The 20,586-nt window shown below is 65.5% G+C and carries 14 protein-coding genes; 5 read left to right on the top strand and 9 right to left on the bottom strand.

Features of this window, described 5'->3' with window-relative positions:
- The first annotated feature begins 28 nt into the window (after positions 1–28).
- The 4 genes from MVA47_RS26825 to MVA47_RS22325 all read left to right on the top strand — a co-directional run bounded on the left by MVA47_RS26825 (position 29) and on the right by MVA47_RS22325 (position 7,663).
- Positions 29–661, top strand: coding sequence for a condensation domain-containing protein (locus MVA47_RS26825; RefSeq protein WP_281505572.1), 633 nt, complete (start codon positions 29–31; stop codon positions 659–661).
- Positions 580–5,361 carry a non-ribosomal peptide synthetase gene (locus MVA47_RS22335; RefSeq protein ID WP_247209909.1) on the top strand — a complete coding sequence of 1,594 codons (4,782 nt, stop codon included), beginning with the start codon at positions 580–582 and terminating at the stop codon, positions 5,359–5,361. Before MVA47_RS26825 ends, MVA47_RS22335 begins: the two co-directional genes overlap by 82 nt.
- 339 nt (positions 5,362–5,700) lie before the next feature.
- Positions 5,701–6,609 carry a glycosyltransferase family A protein gene (locus tag MVA47_RS22330; RefSeq protein ID WP_308280589.1) on the top strand — a complete coding sequence of 303 codons (909 nt, stop codon included), beginning with the start codon at positions 5,701–5,703 and terminating at the stop codon, positions 6,607–6,609.
- 61 nt (positions 6,610–6,670) lie between these two features.
- On the top strand, positions 6,671–7,663 hold the full coding sequence (locus MVA47_RS22325; protein ID WP_247209908.1) for a polysaccharide pyruvyl transferase family protein: 993 nt from the start codon (positions 6,671–6,673) through the stop codon (positions 7,661–7,663).
- Between the two features lie 32 nt (positions 7,664–7,695).
- Here MVA47_RS22325 and MVA47_RS22320 read toward each other — a convergent pair whose 3' ends face one another.
- Both MVA47_RS22320 and MVA47_RS22315 read right to left on the bottom strand, forming a co-directional pair.
- Entirely contained in the window at positions 7,696–8,616 is a 921-nt protein-coding gene (locus MVA47_RS22320; RefSeq protein ID WP_247209907.1) for a triacylglycerol lipase, read from the bottom strand.
- Between the two features lie 131 nt (positions 8,617–8,747).
- The gene (locus MVA47_RS22315; protein WP_247209906.1) at positions 8,748–9,614 is read right to left on the bottom strand and encodes a glycosyltransferase family 2 protein; all 867 of its coding nucleotides are present in this window, start codon (positions 9,612–9,614) and stop codon (positions 8,748–8,750) included.
- Between MVA47_RS22315 and MVA47_RS22310 the strand changes: the two genes are divergently transcribed.
- A complete protein-coding gene (locus MVA47_RS22310; RefSeq protein ID WP_247209905.1) occupies positions 9,613–10,209 on the top strand; it encodes a hypothetical protein in 597 nt (198 codons plus the stop codon). The genes MVA47_RS22315 and MVA47_RS22310 overlap by 2 nt on opposite strands.
- Here MVA47_RS22310 and MVA47_RS22305 read toward each other — a convergent pair.
- From MVA47_RS22305 to MVA47_RS22275, 7 genes are all read right to left on the bottom strand, one after another.
- The gene (locus tag MVA47_RS22305; RefSeq protein WP_247209904.1) at positions 10,202–10,948 is read right to left on the bottom strand and encodes an aspartate/glutamate racemase family protein; all 747 of its coding nucleotides are present in this window, start codon (positions 10,946–10,948) and stop codon (positions 10,202–10,204) included. The genes MVA47_RS22310 and MVA47_RS22305 overlap by 8 nt on opposite strands.
- 100 nt (positions 10,949–11,048) lie before the next feature.
- Positions 11,049–12,611, bottom strand: coding sequence for an NCS1 family nucleobase:cation symporter-1 (locus MVA47_RS22300; protein ID WP_247209903.1), 1,563 nt, complete (start codon positions 12,609–12,611; stop codon positions 11,049–11,051).
- Between the two features lie 174 nt (positions 12,612–12,785).
- Positions 12,786–13,511, bottom strand: a complete 726-nt coding sequence (locus MVA47_RS22295; protein ID WP_062798895.1) for a GntR family transcriptional regulator — start codon at positions 13,509–13,511, stop codon at positions 12,786–12,788.
- A gap of 23 nt (positions 13,512–13,534) precedes the next feature.
- The gene (locus MVA47_RS22290) at positions 13,535–15,550 is read right to left on the bottom strand and encodes an alpha/beta hydrolase family protein (RefSeq protein WP_374474447.1); all 2,016 of its coding nucleotides are present in this window, start codon (positions 15,548–15,550) and stop codon (positions 13,535–13,537) included.
- The gene (locus MVA47_RS22285) at positions 15,547–17,352 is read right to left on the bottom strand and encodes an N-acetylglutaminylglutamine amidotransferase (RefSeq protein WP_247209902.1); all 1,806 of its coding nucleotides are present in this window, start codon (positions 17,350–17,352) and stop codon (positions 15,547–15,549) included. The genes MVA47_RS22290 and MVA47_RS22285 overlap by 4 nt, the downstream gene beginning before the upstream one ends.
- A gap of 3 nt (positions 17,353–17,355) precedes the next feature.
- Positions 17,356–20,007: a carboxylate--amine ligase/circularly permuted type 2 ATP-grasp protein gene (locus MVA47_RS22280; protein WP_247209901.1), complete on the bottom strand. Its 2,652-nt coding sequence runs from the start codon at positions 20,005–20,007 to the stop codon at positions 17,356–17,358.
- Between the two features lie 68 nt (positions 20,008–20,075).
- Positions 20,076–20,570, bottom strand: a complete 495-nt coding sequence (locus MVA47_RS22275) for a hotdog fold domain-containing protein (protein ID WP_247209900.1) — start codon at positions 20,568–20,570, stop codon at positions 20,076–20,078.
- Between the last annotated feature and the right edge of the window lie 16 nt (positions 20,571–20,586).

Here is a 20,586-nt window from a genome sequence, read left to right as displayed (position 1 = left end):
TGACGGCACTCGCTTTGGCTGTGCGGCAATGGCGCGCGCGTCGGGGGTCCACTCGGACACGCTGCTCATCGATCTGGAAGGCCATGGGCGCGAAGAAGAGGCCGTCGGTGGAGCCGACCTGTCTCGGACGGTCGGCTGGTTCACCAGTCTGTACCCGGTGGCCCTCGACCTCACCGGCATCGACCAGGGCGACGCGTTCGCCGGTGGCCCTGCTGCGGGCTCGGCTTTCAAGGCCGTCAAGGAGCAACTGCTCGCGGTGCCCGGCAACGGCATCGGATTCGGCGTCCTCGCTCACGGTGGCGCGCGTTCGGTTCCCGCGCTCGCGGGCTACGAGGGTGCCCAGATCGGTTTCAACTACCTCGGCCGCATCAGCGCCGGGCAGGACGACACGGACCCGGTCGCAGACGCCAACGGGTGGCAGCGAGCCACCGATGGTGGGGGATCGGTTGCGGGCGCACAGGATCCAGGCATGGTGGTGCCCGCGGTCCTGAGCATCAACGCGGTCACCACCGACCACGCCGACGGTGCCCGGCTGTCGGCCTCCTTCGGTTACGCGGGGAGATCCTCGGCCACGACGATGTGCAGGAACTCGCCGAACTCTGGGTGTCTGCGGCGACCGCGCTCGCCACCCACGAGCGCAGTGGAAGGGCCGGCGGACTGACCCCGTCCGACGTCCCGCTGGTCCGGATCAGCCAGCGCGAGATCGAGGAACTCGAGCGCGATTACCCCGTCGTGCACGACATCTGGCCGCTCTCGCCGCTGCAGATCGGCATGCTCTTCCACGCCGAGGTCGCCGGTCAGCACGTCACGGACGTCTACACCGCACAGGTTGTCCTCGAGCTGCGCGGGGCCGTCGACGAACAGCGCCTTCGTGCGGCGATGGCTACTCTCGTGCGACGAAACCCCAACCTGCGCGCAGGATTCCGGCACATCGGCGATGGCTCGGTTGTCCAGGTGATCGCCGGTGGCGTCGACATCGCCTGGGAGTTCATCGATCTCACCGACAATTACCGGACCGACAGCGCTGCCGCCGACCACGAGGTCGACCGGCTGCTCAGGGCTCACCGCAGCGACCGGTTCGACATGGCCGCTCCGCCGCTGATGCGCGCGCTGCTCCTGCGCATCGCCCCGGATGCCGACGGGACCCCTCGTTACCGGATGTCGCTCACCAACCACCACATCCTGCTGGACGGGTGGTCCGGACCGCTTCTGATGGAACAGCTGTTCACGCTGTACGCCACCGGCGGCGACGACTCGTACCTGCCCCGCAACCGCTCGTACCGCGACTTCCTGGCCTGGCTGGACCGGCGCAACATGGCCACGGCCGTCGGATCGTGGCAACACGCCCTCGACGGCCTCGACTCGGCGACTCTGCTGGTCGATGAGCCGGCCGTTGAGAGCGCCGGAGATCAGATCCCCATCGAGTTGGGGCTGGACCTCGGTCATCGGACCGCTGAAGGGCTCGCGGATCTCTCGCGAGACCGCGGCATCACGATGAACACCCTGGTGCAGGCCGCATGGGGTCTGGTGCTGGCACGCACCCTGGGCAGTGACGACGTCGTGTTCGGTGCCACGGTCTCGGGCCGACCGCCCGAGATCCCGGGCGTCGAGTCGATACTCGGACTGTTCATCAACACCATCCCCGTGCGGATCAGGCTCGACGAGCGGGAGACCGTCCTCGGGCTCCTCGAACGGATCCAGTCCGAACAGGCAGGCCTCCTCGACGCGCACCATGTCGGGCTGCCCACGATCCAGCGTTCTGCGGGGCTGCCGATCCTGTTCGACACGCTCACCGTCTTCGAGTCGTACCCGGTGGACCGCGGCAAGCTCGACGCGCAGTCGGACATCGACGGCATGTCGATCGCGGGCGCACAGATCAACGACGCGTCGCACTACCCGGCAACGCTTCTGGCACAGGCGGATCCAGATCTGTCGCTCAAGTTGAAGTACCTGCCGTCCCTGGTGCCGGACGACCGCGCACAGGTGCTGGCCGATCGACTGGTCAGGGTCCTGGACACGTTCGCGCAGGCAAGTCTGACGCCGGTTCGTGAACTCGACCTGCTCGACGCCGACGAACTGCACGCGCAACTGGACACCTGGAACGCCACCGGCAAAGAGATCACCGACCGCACCGCCATGGAACTGTTCGCCGAGCAGGTGGCGGCAACTCCCGACGCCGTCGCGTTCATCGAAGGCGAGCGGACGCTGACGTACGCGCAATTCGACGCTCTGGGCAACAAACGGGCGCGGGCGCTCATCGCCCGGGGCGTCGGGCCCGATGCCGTTGTGGCCGTCGCCATGTCGCGAAGCCTCGAACAGGTCGCGACCGTCTACGGGATCCTCAAGGCGGGCGGAGCGTACCTGCCGCTCGACCTGGAGGCGCCCGACGACCGGTTGCGTACGATCGTCTCGGACGCCGACGTCACCTGCGTGGTGGCTGATTCGGCACAGCTCGGACGACTGCGTTCGGCGCTGCCCGGCGTCAACTGCCTGGACCCGACCGTGCCGGATCTGCAGTCCATCGACGACAGCCCGATACGTCCCGGCGAACGCAGGGGCAGGGTGCGTCCACGTTCACTGGCGTACGTCTTGTTCACCTCCGGATCCACCGGCAGGCCCAAGGGTGTTCAGATCTCCCAGCGGGCATTGGTCAACCAGCTCCAGTGGATGGCTTCCGAACACGGATTCGGGGCGCAGGACGTGGTCCTGCTCAAGACGCCGTTCACCTTCGACGCCTCGGTCTGGGAGATGTTCGCGCCCACCATCGTCGGTGCCACCACCGTGATCGCGGGTCCGCAGGCACATCGCGAAGCCGATGAATTGGTGTCGCTGGTACAGCAGCACGACGTGACCGTGGTGCAGTTCGTGCCGTCGGTGCTGGCCGTGTTCGCGGAGTCGGCAGAACCCGGATCGCTGAACTCATTGCGCACAGTGTTCAGTGGTGGCGAGGCCCTCCCGGTGTCGCTTGCCCAACGTGTGGCCGACATCGCCGGCGCGCAGGTGGTGAACCTCTACGGGCCCACCGAGGTCACCGTCGATGCCACCTCGCAGGTCGTCGCCGTACCGGGGACGGACCTGAACGGGCACGCAACCCGTGCCGATGCGGCGCCGATCGGCCGGCCTGTCTGGAACACCCGCAGCTTTGTCCTCGACCGGTGGCTCCGGCCCTGCGCGGTGGGTGCGGTGGGTGAGCTGTACCTGGCCGGTGACCAGCTGGCACGCGGGTACCTCGGGCGTCCTGACCTGACTGCCGAACGTTTTGTCCCGAGTGTGTTCGGCCCTGCCGGGTCGCTGATGTACCGCACCGGCGACCGGGTACGGCGCCTCGCGGACGGCACACTCCAGTACCTCGGCCGGGTCGACTTTCAGGTGAAGGTCCGCGGTCTGCGCATCGAGCTCGAAGAGATCGAATCTGCTCTGGCACAGCATGACTCGGTGGCCCAGGCCGCCGTGGTGATGCACGAGGACGGCGGACGGCAGCGTCTGGTCGGTTACGTCACCGGACACGACGCGGATCCACAGGCGGTCCGTGCGCACGCGGCACGCACACTCGCGCCGTACATGGTGCCCGAGGTGATCGTTCCGCTGGAGGAGTTCCCTCGCAGCCGGTCGGGCAAGATCGCACGACGTGAACTGCCACTACCCGAGGCCACTCTGGCTGCGGGCCGGGCACCGTCGACCCCGACCGAGGAGGTGCTCTGCCGCATCGTCGGCGAGCTGGTGGGTGCCGAGTCTGTGGGTGCCGACGACTCGTTCTTCGAACTCGGCGGCGACAGCATCCTCGCGATGCAGCTCGTCAGCCGCGCCCGGTCGGCCGGAGTGCACTTCACCGCCCGGGATGTGCTGGAGCACCGCACGATCGTCGCGCTCGCTGCTGCGGTGGATCGCGCTGGTGCCGCGTCCGACACGGATGAGACGGCAGCCGAGAGTGCCGAACCCCTTGCTGCGCCAGGTGACCCGACGCTGGCCCCGCTCAGTCCCGCCGCAGCGCGCATGATCGAACGCGGCGGAGACACCCGCAGGTTCGTGATGCCGATGGTGGTGAACCTTCCTGCCGACGTCACGGCAGACCAGATCGCGGCCACCATGGGCGCGGTCATCGACACCCACGACATCCTGCGGTCCCGGCTCGATCGCGACGCCGAGGCGCTGCGCATCGGTGCACCCGGATCTGTGGACGTGCACCCGTTGCTGCGCCGCGTGAATCTGGCGGACGACAGCCGCCCGGGTGCGCCTGGATACCAGGATGCCCTGCGCGAGGCGCTGTTCGAGGAGATGGACAGGCTTGCTCCTGAGGACGGCGTCATGCTGCGGCTCGCGTGGCTCGATGCGGGACCGGGTGTGGCCGGCAGACTGCTGATCGTTGCGCACCACCTCGTGGTGGATGCGGTGTCGTGGCGAATCCTGGTGGCGGACATCGCCACCGCGGGCTCGCAGATCTCGGCAGGCGCTCCCGTTGACCTTCCCGACGCGGGGACAACATGGCGGGACTGGACTGCCGGCCAGCATGCGCGGGTCGCGGACCGGCGAGGCGAGCTCGAGTACTGGACGTCGATCCTCGACGGCGACGACCCGGATCTGGGCAGTCGCCGACTCGACCTCGATCGCGACCGGACCGACCTGCTCACCAGGACCTCCGTCGAGATCCCGGCCGACATCGTCGAGCCACTGATGAGCGCCACCGGCGACGGGACGACAATGGCCGACCAGCTGGTTGCCGGTTTGTCTGCTGCGTTGGTCGGTTGGCGGCGGGACCGCGGCATCGAGGTGCCCAGCGCACTGCTGACCCTCGAGGGCCACGGACGTCAGGAAGACGTGGTGCCCGGTGCTGACCTGTCCCGGACGGTCGGCTGGTTCACGTCGATGTTCCCCGCGAGGATCGACCTGTCCGGCATCGACATGGCCGCGCTGTTCGAACGGCCCGACATCGCCCGCGAGGTGTTGAACCGGACCAGCGAGGCGATGGCGGCGAACCCGGACCGGGGCATCGGTTACGGCATGCTGCGCTATCTCGACCCGGAATCGACTGCAACTCTGGCCGCGCTGCCCGAGCCGCAGATCGTCTTCAACTACATCGGGACCGTCCCGGGCGGCGACATCGCCGACGAGATCGCGGCAGCGCCGTGGTTCCCGGACGTGCGTGGGCCGCAGTTGGGCGGCACCGACAGCGATGTGATGGCACGAGGGAACAGGATGCCGGCCCAGGCCGAGATCGACATCCAGTCGATGGCCACCGACACACCGGATGGGCCGGTCGTGCGCGCCTTCGTGACGTATATCGCAGATGCCGTCGACCCCGAGGACCTCGACGAGTTGATGCAGCACTGGCTGTTCGCTCTGCGGAGCCTGGCCGGGCGCTGAGCCAGGCGGCGGCGCTTCGAGGCCGGCTCGTGAAACTCGGTCTGGCTCGGCCGGTAGGCCGAGCGTGTGCCGGTCCGGCGAGCGAAGCTTGATGCCCGCTCGCGAAACTCGCGCGCGCTCTATCTGTAGGCCGAGCGTGTGCCGGTACCGCGAGCGAAGCTCGAGCCCCGCTCGCGAAACTCGCGCGCGCTTGATCTGCAGCGACCGAGTCGATATTCGCGCGTTCATAACGAGCGGCAGGCGAAATGCGGGGCAATTACACCCGCGTCCACTAATCTCGTAAAGTGAGTCCCGACGCGCATTTGTTTGCGCGCCGATATTTCATGTGATGCATAGCATGTGGAGCATTGTGCAGCCAATTGTCTATTGAGGTCGTCGAGGCGAGGGGGAGCTGTGTCCATTTCAGTGGTCATACCAGCATTCAACGAAGAAGTTTCGATCGGTCGGTGTCTCGACAATCTCGTCGAACAAATCGACGACATTGCAGAGATAGTTGTGGTCAATAACAATTCGGCCGATAAAACGGCCGACATAGTCGCCGCTCACCAAGCGACCGTCCAGAAGATACGTCTGCTCGACGAGAGTCGTCAGGGAATCGTGCCAGCTCGCAACCGCGGCCTGACATCGGCCGCGAGTGACGTCATCGCACGGATCGATGCAGACACGATCGTGCAGCCGGGGTGGGCCGCAGCGATCGACTCGTTTTTCTCGTCCGCGGGCCCCGAGTTCGGCGCGGCCGTGGGCCCCTTCACCCAGTACGACATGCCGCTCCAAGGCGTACACCGCGCTCTGATGCGGATTGCGACCACGTCGCGAAAAGGGGAGAGCGACGAGATCAAGCAATCTCCTGGCGTGTACGGGGCCAACATGGCGATTCGGCGCGAAGTCTGGGAGGAGATCGAGTCGCTGACCCATGACGAGCCGGGGATCTGGGAGGATCTGGACATCTCGATCGCGTTGCGCGCTGTGGGTCGGAAGATCGCCGTGATCGAGGGCATGCGGGTGCAGGTGTCCGGTCGGCGGATGCTGACGAGCCGAAAGTTGTACTGGCAGTTCACCCGGGGCGTTCCCCGCACCTGGGAGCTGCACGGCGACCGGTCACGAGCGCGGGCGTCGTGGATCAATGTGTGGATCGCGCGGACGATGTATCTCGTGTTCTGGGTACCCACCCGTACGTACGATCCGATGGCGCGAAAGCACAGCATCAGACGACTGTTCGCCGATCGAGAAGACCGGCCGATCGCCTGACACCGAACCGTCCACCCGGGCGCCGCCCGATGGGGCAGGCCCCTGACAGAAGGATGTACGCGTGACGACAGCTGTAGACCAGATCGAACAGGAGACCGCTGACATCTTGCGGGCGGAGATCCCGGGTGATCGGGTGGCCGTTCTGGACTACCCCAACCACTTCAATTCCGGTGACCTCCTCATTTATCGCGGACAACTGGCGTACCTCGATCGGTTGGGGATCGATCCCGCGTATGTCTGTGCGACGCATACCTACGACCGGGCCGCCCTTTCGCGTCGACTGCCGACGGGCCCGCTGTTGTTGCAGGGTGGTGGAAATTTCGGCGATCGATATGACCGATTTCAGCTTTTTCGTGAACGGGTGATCGAGGAGAATCCGGACCGAAAAATCATCCAGATGCCGCAGACGATCGACTTTCTCGACAAGTCTGCGTTGGAGCGTGCGCAGGCCGTATACTCCCGGCACCCGGATCTGACACTGATGATCCGCGACAGGGCGGGCTGCGAAACGACCCGCGAATTGTTTCCCGACAATCGGGTGGTCTACTGTCCGGACCTGGCATTCGGAGCCGGACCACTGCCACCGGTAAGCGAACCGATTCGCGACGTGGTGATGCTCAAACGCCGGGATCAAGAATCGATGCACGAGAAAGACGATGTCGGCCGGGCGTTTCCGGGCGTGCCGCGTACCGAGTGGCATGCGTCGGTGGCGGACAACTTCAAGTGGTGGCCGGTCAGCCTGGTCAATTCGGCGATCCACAAGGTGCCGCGGGTCCGGGTGCGGGCCTACCCGTACGCCCGGTGGGCGTTCGACTACCAGTGCGACCTGATCATCCGCAACGCGGTGGACATCCTGTCCGAGGGCAAGGTGGTGGTGACCGATCGGCTCCACGCAGCGGTCTTCTCGGTTCTGCTCGACAAGCCGGTGGTGATGGTGGACAACGCCAACAAGAAGATCTCGGCCATCTACCGGGATTATCTCGGCTCTGCTCCCGGCACCCATCTCGCCCGCGACTTCGATGAGGCTGCGCGGATCGTCACAACCCTGCTCTGAAATCTCTCCCGGCCCGAGTCATCATTCTGGCGTCAGGGGCACGGTGCCGGATGTGTCCGCGCATATCCCGGGTCGAGGGCACCGAGGGTGATCCACACCGAACGTGGGCTGCTGGTGACCTCCATGTGGTTGGCCTCAGCGTTCTCGCAACCGTCCTGCACCCACACGTTCTTCACGGTCGCGCCCGAAACCGGCTTGAGGAACGAGTGCTCCGGTGGCGTCACCATCGTGTCCTGTTTGGTACCGACCGCCACGTAGTCGACCCCGGGACGGGTGTCCCCGCCGGCGGCCAGTTCGCGAAGGAACGGCGAGCCCGCCATCTGCTCGATGTACGAGGGCCCCACCGTTGCGGCGGCAAGCGTGACCACGGGGATCCCGAGCATCTCGGCGATCGCACCGAGCTGCTGGTTGATGTTGAAGCTTGTTCCTTGGTTGGTGCCGGCAAGGCTGACCAGGGTGCGGACGATGTTGCGCTCAGGACGAACGGCATCCGAGCCACCGCCTGACTTCAGGTACGACCGCGCGACAAGCGCGCCTTGGGAGTGCCCGACCACATCGACCTGCGGTGCTTTGGTCGCGGTGCGTACGCGGGACACGAATTCGCCGAGGCTGCGGGCCGACCGCTCGATGGTGTCGCCGCCGACGAGATCGAGGAGGTTCTGAAGGGTGCCGGGCGCTCTCGTTCCGTAGTTGAGAGCGAAGACGCAGTATCCCTCGGCCTTGAGCGCGGGAGAAAGCGTCTTCCACGTCGTGTCCATGTCAGCCCACGTTCCGTGGACCAGGACAACCGGGCGGGGATGTGCCGGGCTGGGGACACAGGACCAGTCGTTGGCGCCCTCGGGTGATTCGTCGGATGTTGTCGGTGCAGGTGCGGCCGTCGCAGGCGCCGCGAGCGGGGTCAGTCCCAGGCACATCACCGCCATGCATACCAGGGCGGTTCGTCCCGTGAGCAATCGTCGATCCAGCGTTCGCAGCAAACCTTGCCCCTCATCCGTTCACAAACTCTCAACTTCTTCTTGAGAGTTTACGGGATGATGCCGGGGTGCCACCAATCGCCGGGGCGTCACCAATCGCGGGGACGTGGTCAGGACGACGCGTACGGAAGCACCCGCGTCTTGTGTTTGGAGACCAGCTGTCGCAGCGAGTAGCGGCCTTTGACCGGGTCCCACGCACGTGATGGCAGCCAGAAGATTCGATGCAGCACGCGCATTGTCCGGACGTTGGCCACCGACCTGCGAGCTTGCTCGTGCATGCCGCGCGCCTCATAGGTGGCGGGCATGTAGTCGGTGAACTTGCGGTACACCTCCACGCTCGAGAGCATGCGGCGTCCCGAGGCGCTGATGTCCATGCCTGGGATGAACACGCTTCGCTGGCCGACCTCGGTCACGCACAACGTGATGTCGAGGTCGTCGAAGATGCCGTTCTGGTCGAGCAGGATCGGGCGGATCTGCTCCCAGGTTGTCCGACGGATCGCCATGTTCGCGCCGAACAGCGACGGAAGGTCGCCGCCCTTCTTGTCGGCCGATTTCAGCGCGACCGTCAGCAACTTCCTGTGCACCCATTGCAGAGGCATGTCGTATTGGTCGAAGAAGCCGGTGCCCGCACCGATTGTCTCGTCGGCATTCGCGAAGAACTCGCGGACCGCGCGGGCCCAACCGGGTTTCGCTCTGGCGTCGGCGTCGATTCTTCCGATGATGTCGCCGGTCGCGCTGTCGAAACCTGCATTACGCGCGGCGATGACGCCTGGCCGCTTCTCTGTGACGACACGCAATTGGGCGATGCGGTCGGTGAACCCGGCAACGATCTGCGGCGTCTCATCTGTGGAGTTGTTATCGACGACGATGATCTCGTCGAGCTGGTCCAATTCGGTCATCAGGGACTCGAGTAGCCAACCGATCGAATCGGCTTCGTTGTACGCAGGGATGACCAGCGACAAGGTGGGGGAGGTCATGAATCAGGAGTATTACATGTCAAACCGGCGGCGGCGCCTGTTCATTCGCGAATGCAAACAAAAAGCAAAGCGCGAAATTGACCGTGACGCTCACTTATTTCGATCGTCGCGAATTTCAGCCGCAACTCTGTCACCTGCAGTGATCAACGTCATAAATAGACAAGGTGCCCGCGCAATCAACGGCCCATCCGACATTTCTGTACGTATGGCACCCTTAATCCACCTCGCCACCGGCGAGAGAAGAGCGAAAGCGGAGATCCTCGTGAGCGATACGATTTCGGCGTCCGAACGTCCGGCGGAAGCGGGTGTTCGCGCACTCTCCGTCATCACGAAGACCGCGGCGAGCGTGCCTGATCGAGTGGCCGCGCAATACGGTGGAAGCCGTGTCACCTACGGCCGCCTCCAGATGATCATCGATGAATATCGCATACTGACCGCTGAGCTCGGTCTCGACGACAACGCAGCGGTGTACGCGGCCGTGATGCACACGCTTCCCGACCTCGGCGTGATCGACGATCCCTATGAGATGGCAGGTGTGGTCACCGCATTGCTCTCGCGCATCGTCGACACGGACCTCACGCCGTCGGTCAGCTGATCGCACCTCGCCCGAAAGGCTCGAGCAGGCCGCGGTAGACCTTCGGGATCGGCGGTGCGAGTTCGCCTGTGTTCCGGGGTCGCAGACCCATGGTGACCAACGACTGGACCAGTAAGGTGCCCGCGGCGACTCCGTCGACCACAGGAATGCCGATCTTGGCGCTGATGACCTGTGCAAGATCGGCCATACCGGCACAACCCAGGACGATCGCGTCGCTGCCGTCCGCCTCGGCGGCCGAACGGCACGCCTCCACCAGGATGCCTGCGGTGTCCGGATTGGTCTCGAGTTCGAGCACCGGGATCTCGCACGCGTGGATGCCGCGGCAGCGGCCCGTCAGTCCATACCGTTCGGCGAGCTCTTCGGCGCGACCGATCGTTCTGCCGAGCGTGGTGACCACCGAGAAGGTGCGGCCGAGCAAGGACGCGGTGTGCATCGCGGCTTCGGCGATTCCGACCACAGGAACCGAGGCCACTTCGCGGGCTGCATCGAGTCCAGGGTCGCCGAAGCAGGCCAGCACGTAGGCGTCGGCGGGATGCTCGCTGCGCTCACTGCGGACAATTGCTTCGATCACGCCTGGAACGGACAAGGCCTCGTCGTAGTGCGACTCGATTGAAGCGGGCCCCATCGAGGAGGTGACGCCGACGATCTCGGTTCCCGGCGCCGCCACCGACCGCGCCGCGGCCGCGATCTGCTCGGTCATCGACACGGTGGTATTGGGATTTATGACGCTGATACGCACGACAACCAGTATTCCTGTCCCGGCACGAGAACGGCCCGGGTGACCGGCTGCGGACGCAGCCGGCCACCCGCGATCGAAGATATGGATCGGGTTGATCCGGTCAGATGGCCGACGCCTCAGACGGCTCGGCAGCTCGGGTCCGGGTGCCATAGATCAGCTCGGTGGGAAGCAGCTTCATACCCAGCATGTAGATGACGAATCCGATTGCCGCACCGATGAACCAGGTGAAGCTGGCCTGGTAGCTGGTGCCCCAGATGACCACTCCGATGGGGACCAGCGCCGCGACGATGGTCGCCACCACCGCAACCGGGTTCACGCCGCCGCGGAAGTAGTACATGGAGTTCTCGTTCATCGTGAACAGGTCGTCGACCTCGATCTTCTGCTTCTTGATGAGGTAGAAGTCGGCGATCAGGATCCCGAACAGCGGCCCGATGACCGCACCCAGCGTGTCGAGTGTGTAGTGGATGGCGTCGGGATTGTTGTACAGGTTCCACGGGGTGATGAGGATGGAACCGACCGCTGCGATCATTCCGCCTGCGCGCCAGGTGATCTTGGTCGGTGCCACATTCGAGAAGTCGAATGCGGGGGAGACGAAGTTGGCGACGATGTTGATCCCGATGGTCGCGATGGCGAATGTCAGGACACCCAGGACGGCAGCAGTGGTGTTGTCGATCTTGTCGACGATGTGCACCGGATCGGTGATGATGTTGCCCGCCTCGTCCGTACCGATCACCGTGGCGCCCGCGGACACCGTGCACACCACCAGGATCGAGAAGAACAAGAAGTTGACCGGCAGTCCCCAGAAGTTGCCCTTCTTGACCTCGCTGTAGGACTTGCCGTAGCGGGAGAAGTCGCCGAAGTTGAGCATCGGGCCCGAGAAGTACGACACCACAAGGGCGATGGCACTGATCAGAGCGGTGATCGATGCCCAGCCGGTTTTGCTGGGGCCGACCGACAGATCAAAACTGACGTTGTCCCAGCCGGCTTTCCAGATGAGGTAGCCGGCGAGAATGACCATGACCACGTAAACCGCGGGCCCGCAGAAGTCGATGAACTTGCGGATGGTCTCCATGCCGTTCCAGAAGACGATCGCCTGCAGGACCCACATCAGCATGAAGCCGGCCCAGCCGAGTGGTGACAGACCGAGGAAGGCCATGTCGCCACTCTCGCTGTACTTCTCGAGTGACGGCCAGAACTTGAGAGCAAGGAGACCGAACGCCACCGAGGCGAGATAGGTCTGGATCCCGTACCAGGCCACTGCGATCAGACCGCGGATGATGGCCGGGATGTTGGCGCCGCGGACACCGAAGGCAACGCGGGTCGTCACCGGATAGGGCACACCCGCCTGCTGGGACGGTTTCGCGACCAGATTGCAGAGCAGGTTGACGATCACGATGCCGATCACCAGGGCGACCAAGACCTGCCAGGCGGCGATGCCCAGCGCAAAGAGGCTGCCCGCGAAGACATATCCGCCGACGCTGTGAACATCGGACATCCAGAACGCGAAGATGTTGTACCAGGTCCACGTCTGGTGTCGCAGTGGCGCGAGATCCTCGTTGGTGAGGCGCTGGTCGTAACCGAGCTTGATGACGCTCTCGCCCGCTGCATTGTTGTGATTGGTCGGTATCTCGGGTTCAGAACCTGGAGTCTTGACGTTTGTCATGGGCGGCATCCTCGAGTTGTTTCGGAGTTCCTTTGCGGCTGAGAAAAACCTAAGTTCGCTGTGTTGCACCCTGATTACGTACGTGACAAATCGGCCGGGTCAACGCCAGGGAATGCGATATATTCTGCGAGCACCGACCAGAAACGCTCTGGTAGAGCGCGAATTGCGGGCGAATCAGCGAACCGGTGGCTGATCCTCACGAGCCACGTTCAGCTCGGCGGCGGTCTCGATGATCACCGATTCGAGCCGGCGATGGTGGGCCTGTGCGATCGAGATCAAGTCGCCGGCGTCACGCCTGGCCATGGCGTCGATCATCTTCTCGTGGTCGCTGTGCAGTTGCAGCTGGGTGGGCCCGGTCGCCCGCTGCATCACCTGGAACGGTTCGGTGATGTCCCATGTGGAGTCGAACATGTTGAGCAGGCGAAGCATGCCGCACGGCGCGGCGAGTGCGCGATGGAACAGACGCGAATGCACGTGGTACGCGCGCCTGTCGCCGGCGATGGTCGCTTCCTGCAGTGCCTCGTGCTCTCTGCGCGCGCGGTCCAGGTCGTCGTCGGTGGCCAGCTCGCATGCTCGGCTCAAGGCGGCCTGCTCGAGGACGCCCCGGACGAAGTAGATCTCTTTCAACTCGGTGAGGGTGAGCTGCGCGACGAAGTAACCCCCGCCGGTCTGATGGCCCACCAGGCCTTCGCCGATCAAGGTCTTGAGCGCCTCACGCACCGGGATCGCGCTGATACCGAAGAGATCTGCCACCTCACCGACCGGGATGGCGGTACCCGGAGCCGCGCTGCCGTCGAGGATCACCCGCCGCAGATCGCCCAGCACGCTCGCCTGCGCCGACCCCGAGCGCTCGCCGCTCAGGTACGAGACCAACGGTGGCTGCGACTGGTGTGTGGACACGGTTTCCTCTGTGATGGGGGTGGCTATCGGCTACCGGTGCCGGGTGAGCCGGGTGTGGCGAATGCGTCGAGCACCCAGTCTCGCAGGGCCTCGGTGAGCACACGCTGATTGTCCCGTTTCACGATTTCGTGCCCCTCGTCGGGGAAGAGGATCAGATCGGCTTTCTGCCCGTGTGCGCGAGCGGACTCGACGACCTGCTCGGATTCACTGACCGGGACGTTGGTGTCGTGTCGGCCGTGGATCACCAGCAGCGGCGCACGTAGCTCGGAGATGCGATGGATGGGCGACAGGTCGCGCAACAGTTCCCGGTCGGCGTCGGGATGTCCGTACTTCGTGTACGCGGCCACTGCGATCCATGGTTCGGTGTTCTCGTAGAACGACTGAAGATCGCTCATCCCGCAGATCGCCACGCCGGCCGCGAACGTCTCGGCGTGGAAGGTCAGACATGCCAACGTCAGGTATCCGCCGTACGACCTTCCTGCGCAAGCGATCCGGTCGGGATCGGCATAACCTTCGCGGACGAGGAAAGCCGCGCAGTCCGCGGCGTCGTTGATCCCGGCATATCTGCCGTACCGGTCGTCGGCGTGGGCGAACAGCCGGCCGGAACCTCCCGAGCCGCGCACGTTCGCCGCGAGGACGGTGATGCCTGCCTCGAGCAGGGCGGGGAACAGGAAGCTGTGGTCGGGCCGGGCCTGGGCTTCGGGTCCGCCGTGGAAGTAGATGAGTGCCGGTTGTGCGCCGGAGCCTCCACCCTGGCCCGCCCGCCGCTCACGAGCGGCCCGGGACGCCGAGTCGTCCGGGTGATAGAGCCAGCCCGACAACGGCATCCCGTCGCGGGCGAAGAACTCGACGTGGTCGGGCTGGTTTGTGCCGCGGCGATCCGTGGTGCTGTGGCTGATGGCATCCGGGTGGTCAAGGGGAGTCCAGTGCGCCTCACGCCAGTTCACCAGACCCACCTCGGGAGGGAGGTCGGGACCCTGCACGGTCATCGCGATCAGGGAACCCGTTGTACTGATCGACAATTCACCGACAACCGCACCGGGCAACTCGATCGGTGGGTGCAGCGTGCGGTCGGGCAGTGTCATCACCTGTAACTCGCTGCGCCCCTTGTTGTTCCACAGGATGGCCAGGGTGCTCTGGTCGTAGCTGAGCGCGAATTCGTCCAAACCGCAGTCCGGCCGCTCGGCGATGACCGCGAACCGGATACCCTCCCGCGCGGATTCGATACCGAGCAGTCGGGGGAACTTGGCGTCGAAGTCGCTGCGCACCAGCGCCTGCACGCTGTCGAGGTCTTTGTGGAGCTTCGGCAGGCCGAGGCCGGGGAAGAGCAGGGACGAGTGCTGGTAGCCCTGGTCGAGGATCACACCCTGGTCGGTCGTCGCCCCGGTGTCGTTGGGGAGCAGCGGGGTGATGGTCGTGGCGTGCGGATCGGACTGCGCCGAACGCCGATTGTCCCTGCGCAGCAACAACATGTCGCGATATCCACGTGGTCCCACCCGCAGCAGGGCGGCGTCCTTCCACGAATCGACCAAGTGCCCACCCACCCGGGCATCGAGGTCGATGACGTACTGCGACTGGGGATCGGCGATGAGAGCGTGGGCGGTTCCGTCGGCCTCGGTCGCGGTGAGCTGCACCCGGTTCACGTCCCACCCGATCAGCTCGACCGTCGCGTAGTCGTCGGCGGCCGCCACCCGGTGGGCGGCGGTGTCGTGGGGGTCGGTGGTCACCACCCACACCTGATGGTGTTCGCCGCCTCCGGGCGCGACCTCACACGCCAGCCAGTGCCCGTCCGCGGAGTGGATCAGTTTGCGTACCGGCCCGGTGCACGGCAGATCGACCATCCGCAGCGGTCCGGCGCCCGCCCTGCTGAGAGATCGCTGCACTGCCCGCGGGTACCCGGTGCCATCGTCCAGGATGTAGGCGAGCGCCTTTCCTCCCGGCGACACCGACGCACCGTAGCTGTGGCGCTGACGGGTGTCGTCCGAGGTCGTCGAGCCCGACGTACGCTGCGCAGAGCTGCCTGTGACCGCCGGTGTCACCTCGACCCCGGCGTGCCTGTCATCGACTCCATGCTCTGTAGCCACATCTCCAGCATGGCGACCTGCCACAGCGCGTTCGAGCCCAGGGTGGTGCGAGTCCGATTCGGGGTGGCCAGCAGTGCGGCGATGGCGTCGTCTTCGTACAACGCGCGGCGATGCGCCGACTCGGCGCGCAAGGTGTCGGTGACCAGGTCGAGGACTCCACCGTCCAGGTGGCGGATGCCGGGGACGGGGAAATAGCCCTTCGTGCGGTCGATGACCTCAGCAGGCAACAGGGTGCGGCTGGCCTCCTTGAGCACCCCTTTGCCGCCGTGCGCCAGTTTGAGCCCCGGTGGGCACGTGGCCGCGAGCTCGACGAACTCGTGATCGAGGAAAGGGACGCGACCTTCCAGACCCCATGCCATGGTCATCGAGTCGACGCGTTTGACGGGGTCGTCGACCAGCATCACGGTGGTGTCGAGTCGCAGGGCCGCGTCGACGGCGGTGGCGGCACCCGGCGCGTTCTGGTGCTCGGAGGCGAACTGCCAACTGGGGTCGTGGTCCAGGCGATAGTCGCTGCGCAACAACGTGTTCAGCTCGTGGTGTGAACGGTCGAAGAACACCGAGGCGTATGCCTTCGTGACATCCTCGCGCGGAGTGTTCTCCAGGGGCGGATACCAGTCGTAGCCGCCGAGGATCTCGTCGGCGCCCTGTCCGGACTGCACCACCTTGATCGACTTGCTGACCTCCTGGGACAACAGATAAAACGCCACGCAATCGTGGCTGACCATCGGCTCGCTCATCGCCGCGACGGTGCCTGGAATGGCGGGGAGCAGACGGTCGGTGCCGATGTGGATCTTGTGGTGGTCGGTTCTGAACGTGCTCGCGATGAGGTCGGAGTACTCGTACTCGTCACCGGATTCGCCACCGGCCGAGTCGAATCCGATGCTGAACGTCGCGAGGTCGCGTTGTCCCTGCTCGGCGAGCAGCGCGACGACCAGGGACGAGTCGATACCGCCCGAGAGCAGCACGCCGACCGGGACGTCGGCGACCATCCGCCGGCGTACCGCCACCCGCAGGGAGTCGATCAGGGCTTCGCCCCATTGCGCCTCGTCCCAATTCAGGCGATCGGGATGAGGCTCGAAAACCGGCTCCCAGTAACGCTTTTCGGTGGATGTGCCGTCGGCTGTGATGGTGCGGACCGTGGCGGGCGGCAACTTGCGGACACCGGCATACATGGTGTGCGGCGCGGGCACCACCGAATGGAACGTGAAGTAGTGGTGCAACGCGACGCGATCGATCGAGGTGTCGACGCCACCGGCGCGCAGCAGTGCCGGGATGGACGATGCGAAGCGCAGCCGCGACGCCGTCTCGCTGATGTACAGGGGTTTGATGCCGAGGCGATCGCGGGCCAGCGTCAGTTCACCGGTGTCGGTGTTGACGATCGCGAACGCGAACATGCCCTTGAAATGCTGGACGCAGTCGGCGCCCCAGCGGTGGAACGCCTTGAGGATCACCTCACTGTCGGCGGTCGAGAAGAAGGAGTAGCCGTGGCCCGCGAGTTCATCGCGCAGCTCGCGATAGTTGTAGATGCAGCCGTTGAACACCAGCGACAGACCCAGAGCGGTGTCGACCATGGGTTGTGCACCTCGGCCGGACAGATCGATGATCTCCAGTCGCCGGTGCCCGAGGGCCACGTTGCGGTGGAGGTAGGCACCCTCGCCGTCGGGTCCGCGAGCGGTCATCGTCTCGGTCATGGCTGCGACGGCCGCGAGATCGGGCCGCTCACCGCCCCAGGTGATCTCCCCGCTGATGCCGCACATTCGCTACCGCCTTTCCGTTGGGGTCTGCGGGCAGCCATGGTCCCGCGACTCTCCGGTGAGAATCCACGTGTCCTTGCCGCCTCCGCCACGGGAAGAGTTGACGATCATGCTGCCCGAGGGGGCGACCCTGGTGAGGGCCGCCGGCGCCATGTGAGCCGAGACGTTGCCCTCCCCGTCGGCCCGTAGATGAACGAACGCACGTAGGTCCACGTGGTGCGGGTAGAGCCCCTGACCGTCGAACGTCGGGTGGGTGGACAGCCGGACAACGTCTTGTGCGACAAACCTTTCCGGGTGCCCGATCAGGTCTTTGCGCCGCTCGGCCAGCTCCTGTTCGGTGGCCTCGGGTCCGATCATCACCCCTGAGCCGCCGAGGCCGTCGATCGGTTTCACGACCATCTCGTCCAGGCGGGAGAGCACGTGGTCGCGCTGATCGCGCTCGGCACACAGCCAGGTGGGGATCTGGTCGATCGCCGGCTCCTCGCCCAGGTAATACCGGATCATCGCTGGGACGAATGCGTACACGGCCTTGTCGTCGGCGATCCCGTTGCCGAGCGCGTTGGCGATCGCGAGCGTTCCGGCTCCGAGCGCCCGGAGGAACGGGTGCCGCAGAGGTGCACCATCGGATCCTGTCGACGAGAGCAGCATGTCCTCGTCCATGCGGGCGTAGATGACGCTGAGCGGCACGTCCTTGCCGTGGATCCGCGCCACGATCCGGTTACCGTCACCACGTAGGTCGCCGGCGTCCACCACGGCCAGCCCGGCGCGTTCGGCGATCATCGTGTGCTCGAACCACGCCGAGTCCTCCCACCCGACGCTCAGGACCACGATCGCGCCGTTCGGATCGCCGCGTGGTGGACGCGCGGCGTCCAGCGTCTCGGCGATCATCTGCGGCATGGTGTCGACCGGCAGGATCTCGTCGTGACACCTGATCTCGCCGAGGAACCGGGTCATCAGAGCGCGGTTGGTGATCGCGTAGGCGACGCCCGAGGGCACCCGCAGGTTGTCCTCCAGGACACAGAACTCGCCCGGTCCGGTCGACACCAGATCGGTCCCGCAGATGTGGGTCCGAACCCGTTGCCACCGTGGGGCATTGCCTGCGCTTCGGTACCCAGGGGCCCGGTCCAGGATCTCAGGCGGGATGACGCCTTCGGAGATGATCTGCTGGTCGCCGTAGACGTCCAGGAGGAAGGCGTTGAGGGCGAGGGCGCGCTGGCGCAGCCCCTTCGACACCCGCCCCCAGGTATCGGCCTCGATGATCCGCGGCACCGCGTCGAGGGAGAAGATCTGTGCCCGGTCCTGGCCGCTGACCCGGAAGGTCATCCCGCCCGCGCTCTGCTCGCTCTCCATGTGATGTTGCCGGTTGCGCAGGGTGACCGGGCCCAGGGTGGTCAGAGTGTCGATGACCCCGCGGTATGCGCCCCGTACCCGGCCGTCGGCGTCGAACACCTCGTCGTAGAGGTCGGGTTGTGGATTGTCGTGTTGTGGATTGTCGTGCCGTGTGTTGTAGCTGTGGAGCATCGGGTTGGCGGGGTCGGCGACTGTCGGCGGGGGTGGGGCAGCGCCGGCGGTCTCGGTGATCAGACTGTCCACCACGTCCGACAGATGTCCACGCCGCCGCAGCGCACGTCGTTGCCTGGCCGACGAACTGCCGACACCGATCGCCTGATCGATGAGCTCGGTGACCGTCTCCCAGTCGCCGCAGGACTCCAGTTCCGGCTGCAGCATCGACGCCAGTTCGCGCACCATGTCCTCGGCCGGACGCGGTTTGGCGGCGACCATGTCGACGAGGTCTGCCTCCAAGCCCGACCGCGCAGCCTGCCACAACGCCGCCCGATAGATCGTGGGCGACACCTCGACGCCGGGTTCGCCGTGGGCCATGGCCGTGATCTCGTGCTGCACCAATGCCCGGAACAGGCCGGCGACGAGCGCGACGGTGTCGACGGAGGGACAGCTGTCGCAGACCCGGAGTTCGAGTGTCGGCTGCCTCGCCGAGGGCCGCACGTCGTAATAGACCATTCCCGGGTCGGTGATGACTCCGGTGTCGATCAGGCGTTGGATCTCGGCGTCATAGTGAGCGGCGGAATCGAGACGGAGAAATGGGCCCGTGGTGGGCCAACGTTGCCAGACAAGTGTGCGTGAGCTGGCATAGCCGGTGTCGGTACCGTCGGCCCAGAACGGTGAACTCGCGGACAGCGCCAGCAAGGTCGGCACGTGAGGCGACAGTCGCCACGCAACCTGGACCGCCTGGTCGCGATCAGCGACATCGACGTGGACCTGGGTTCCGCAGATGAGCTGTTCCCGGGCGAGGAGTTGGTAGTCGGCCAGCATCTGGCGGTAGCGCGGGGTCTCGGTGACCTGTAGTTCGGTGGGGACCGCCAGAGGCATGGCGCCCGCGGCCACCACCCCGATCCCGAGTTCGCGGGCCGTGTCCGCCAAGACCGCACGATGCTCACGCAGATCATCACGTAACGACGAAAGCCTGCTGAACACAGCACTGTTCACCTCGATGACACAGCGTTGCAATTCCTCCACATAGCCACCCGTATGCGGCAGGGCCTCGAGCAGTTCAGGTGCCCGTGGAGTCAACCGGCGGGTGCGGAGGTCGACGAGGTGGAACTCCTCTTCCACCCCGATATTCCGCGGCTGACCGTTCATTTGAGAAGCCTAAGACCAATATCGGCAGTCGGCACGGCGAAGGAACGCCAGAAGTGGTCACCCGAGGTTCATGACGGCGTCACCCAGGTGGTGATGGTGCAGTGGACCACTTCGACGCCGTCGCGGTCGGTGATCGAGATGTCCACCGGCACCTCGCATCCCTCGGTCAATGCCGCGAAGTCGACCGGCTCGGACAGCGTCGCGACCGCATGCAGACCGGTGGTGGCCTTGGCGAGGTAGCGACTCTCCATCCCTTTCGGGATCCAGCGGTGCGTGCTGGGCACGGTGGCCTCCATCAGCATTCCCATCGCGACCTCGGCGAGATTGCACGCCGCGATGGCGTGGAACGTGCCGAGGTGGTTGTGGACGCCGAACCACTTCGGCGCGACGACCTCGCATCTGCCGGGCTCCATCGTCTTCACGAACGGGACGATGGTCGCGAAGTAGGGGACCCGCACACACATCCCGATCGAGAACAGCACCGAGCCCAGCCGGCCTGCGGGGAGCTTCTGACGGAAACGGTGGGTGGGGCTGCTTCGAGGGGGCTGGACGGAAGATGTCATGACGGCATCTTACCGG

The organism is Williamsia sp. DF01-3, from assembly GCF_023051145.1.
GTDB lineage: Bacteria > Actinomycetota > Actinomycetes > Mycobacteriales > Mycobacteriaceae > Williamsia.
Note: the sequence above shows the minus strand (reverse complement) of the source record. Positions and strands in the feature narration are given on the sequence as shown.

Excerpts from the sequence above, each read along its gene's own strand:
- MVA47_RS22285 (WP_247209902.1), bottom strand. The coding sequence starts at position 17,352 with ATGTGCGGCATCAGCGGGGAGATCACCTGGGGCGGTGAGCGGCCCGAT.
- MVA47_RS26825 (WP_281505572.1), top strand. The coding sequence starts at position 29 with ATGGCGCGCGCGTCGGGGGTCCACTCGGACACGCTGCTCATCGATCTG.
- MVA47_RS22275 (WP_247209900.1), bottom strand. The coding sequence starts at position 20,570 with ATGACATCTTCCGTCCAGCCCCCTCGAAGCAGCCCCACCCACCGTTTC.
- MVA47_RS22280 (WP_247209901.1), bottom strand. The coding sequence starts at position 20,007 with ATGAACGGTCAGCCGCGGAATATCGGGGTGGAAGAGGAGTTCCACCTC.
- MVA47_RS22310 (WP_247209905.1), top strand. The coding sequence starts at position 9,613 with ATGAATCAGGAGTATTACATGTCAAACCGGCGGCGGCGCCTGTTCATT.
- MVA47_RS22300 (WP_247209903.1), bottom strand. The coding sequence starts at position 12,611 with ATGACAAACGTCAAGACTCCAGGTTCTGAACCCGAGATACCGACCAAT.
- MVA47_RS22315 (WP_247209906.1), bottom strand. The coding sequence starts at position 9,614 with ATGACCTCCCCCACCTTGTCGCTGGTCATCCCTGCGTACAACGAAGCC.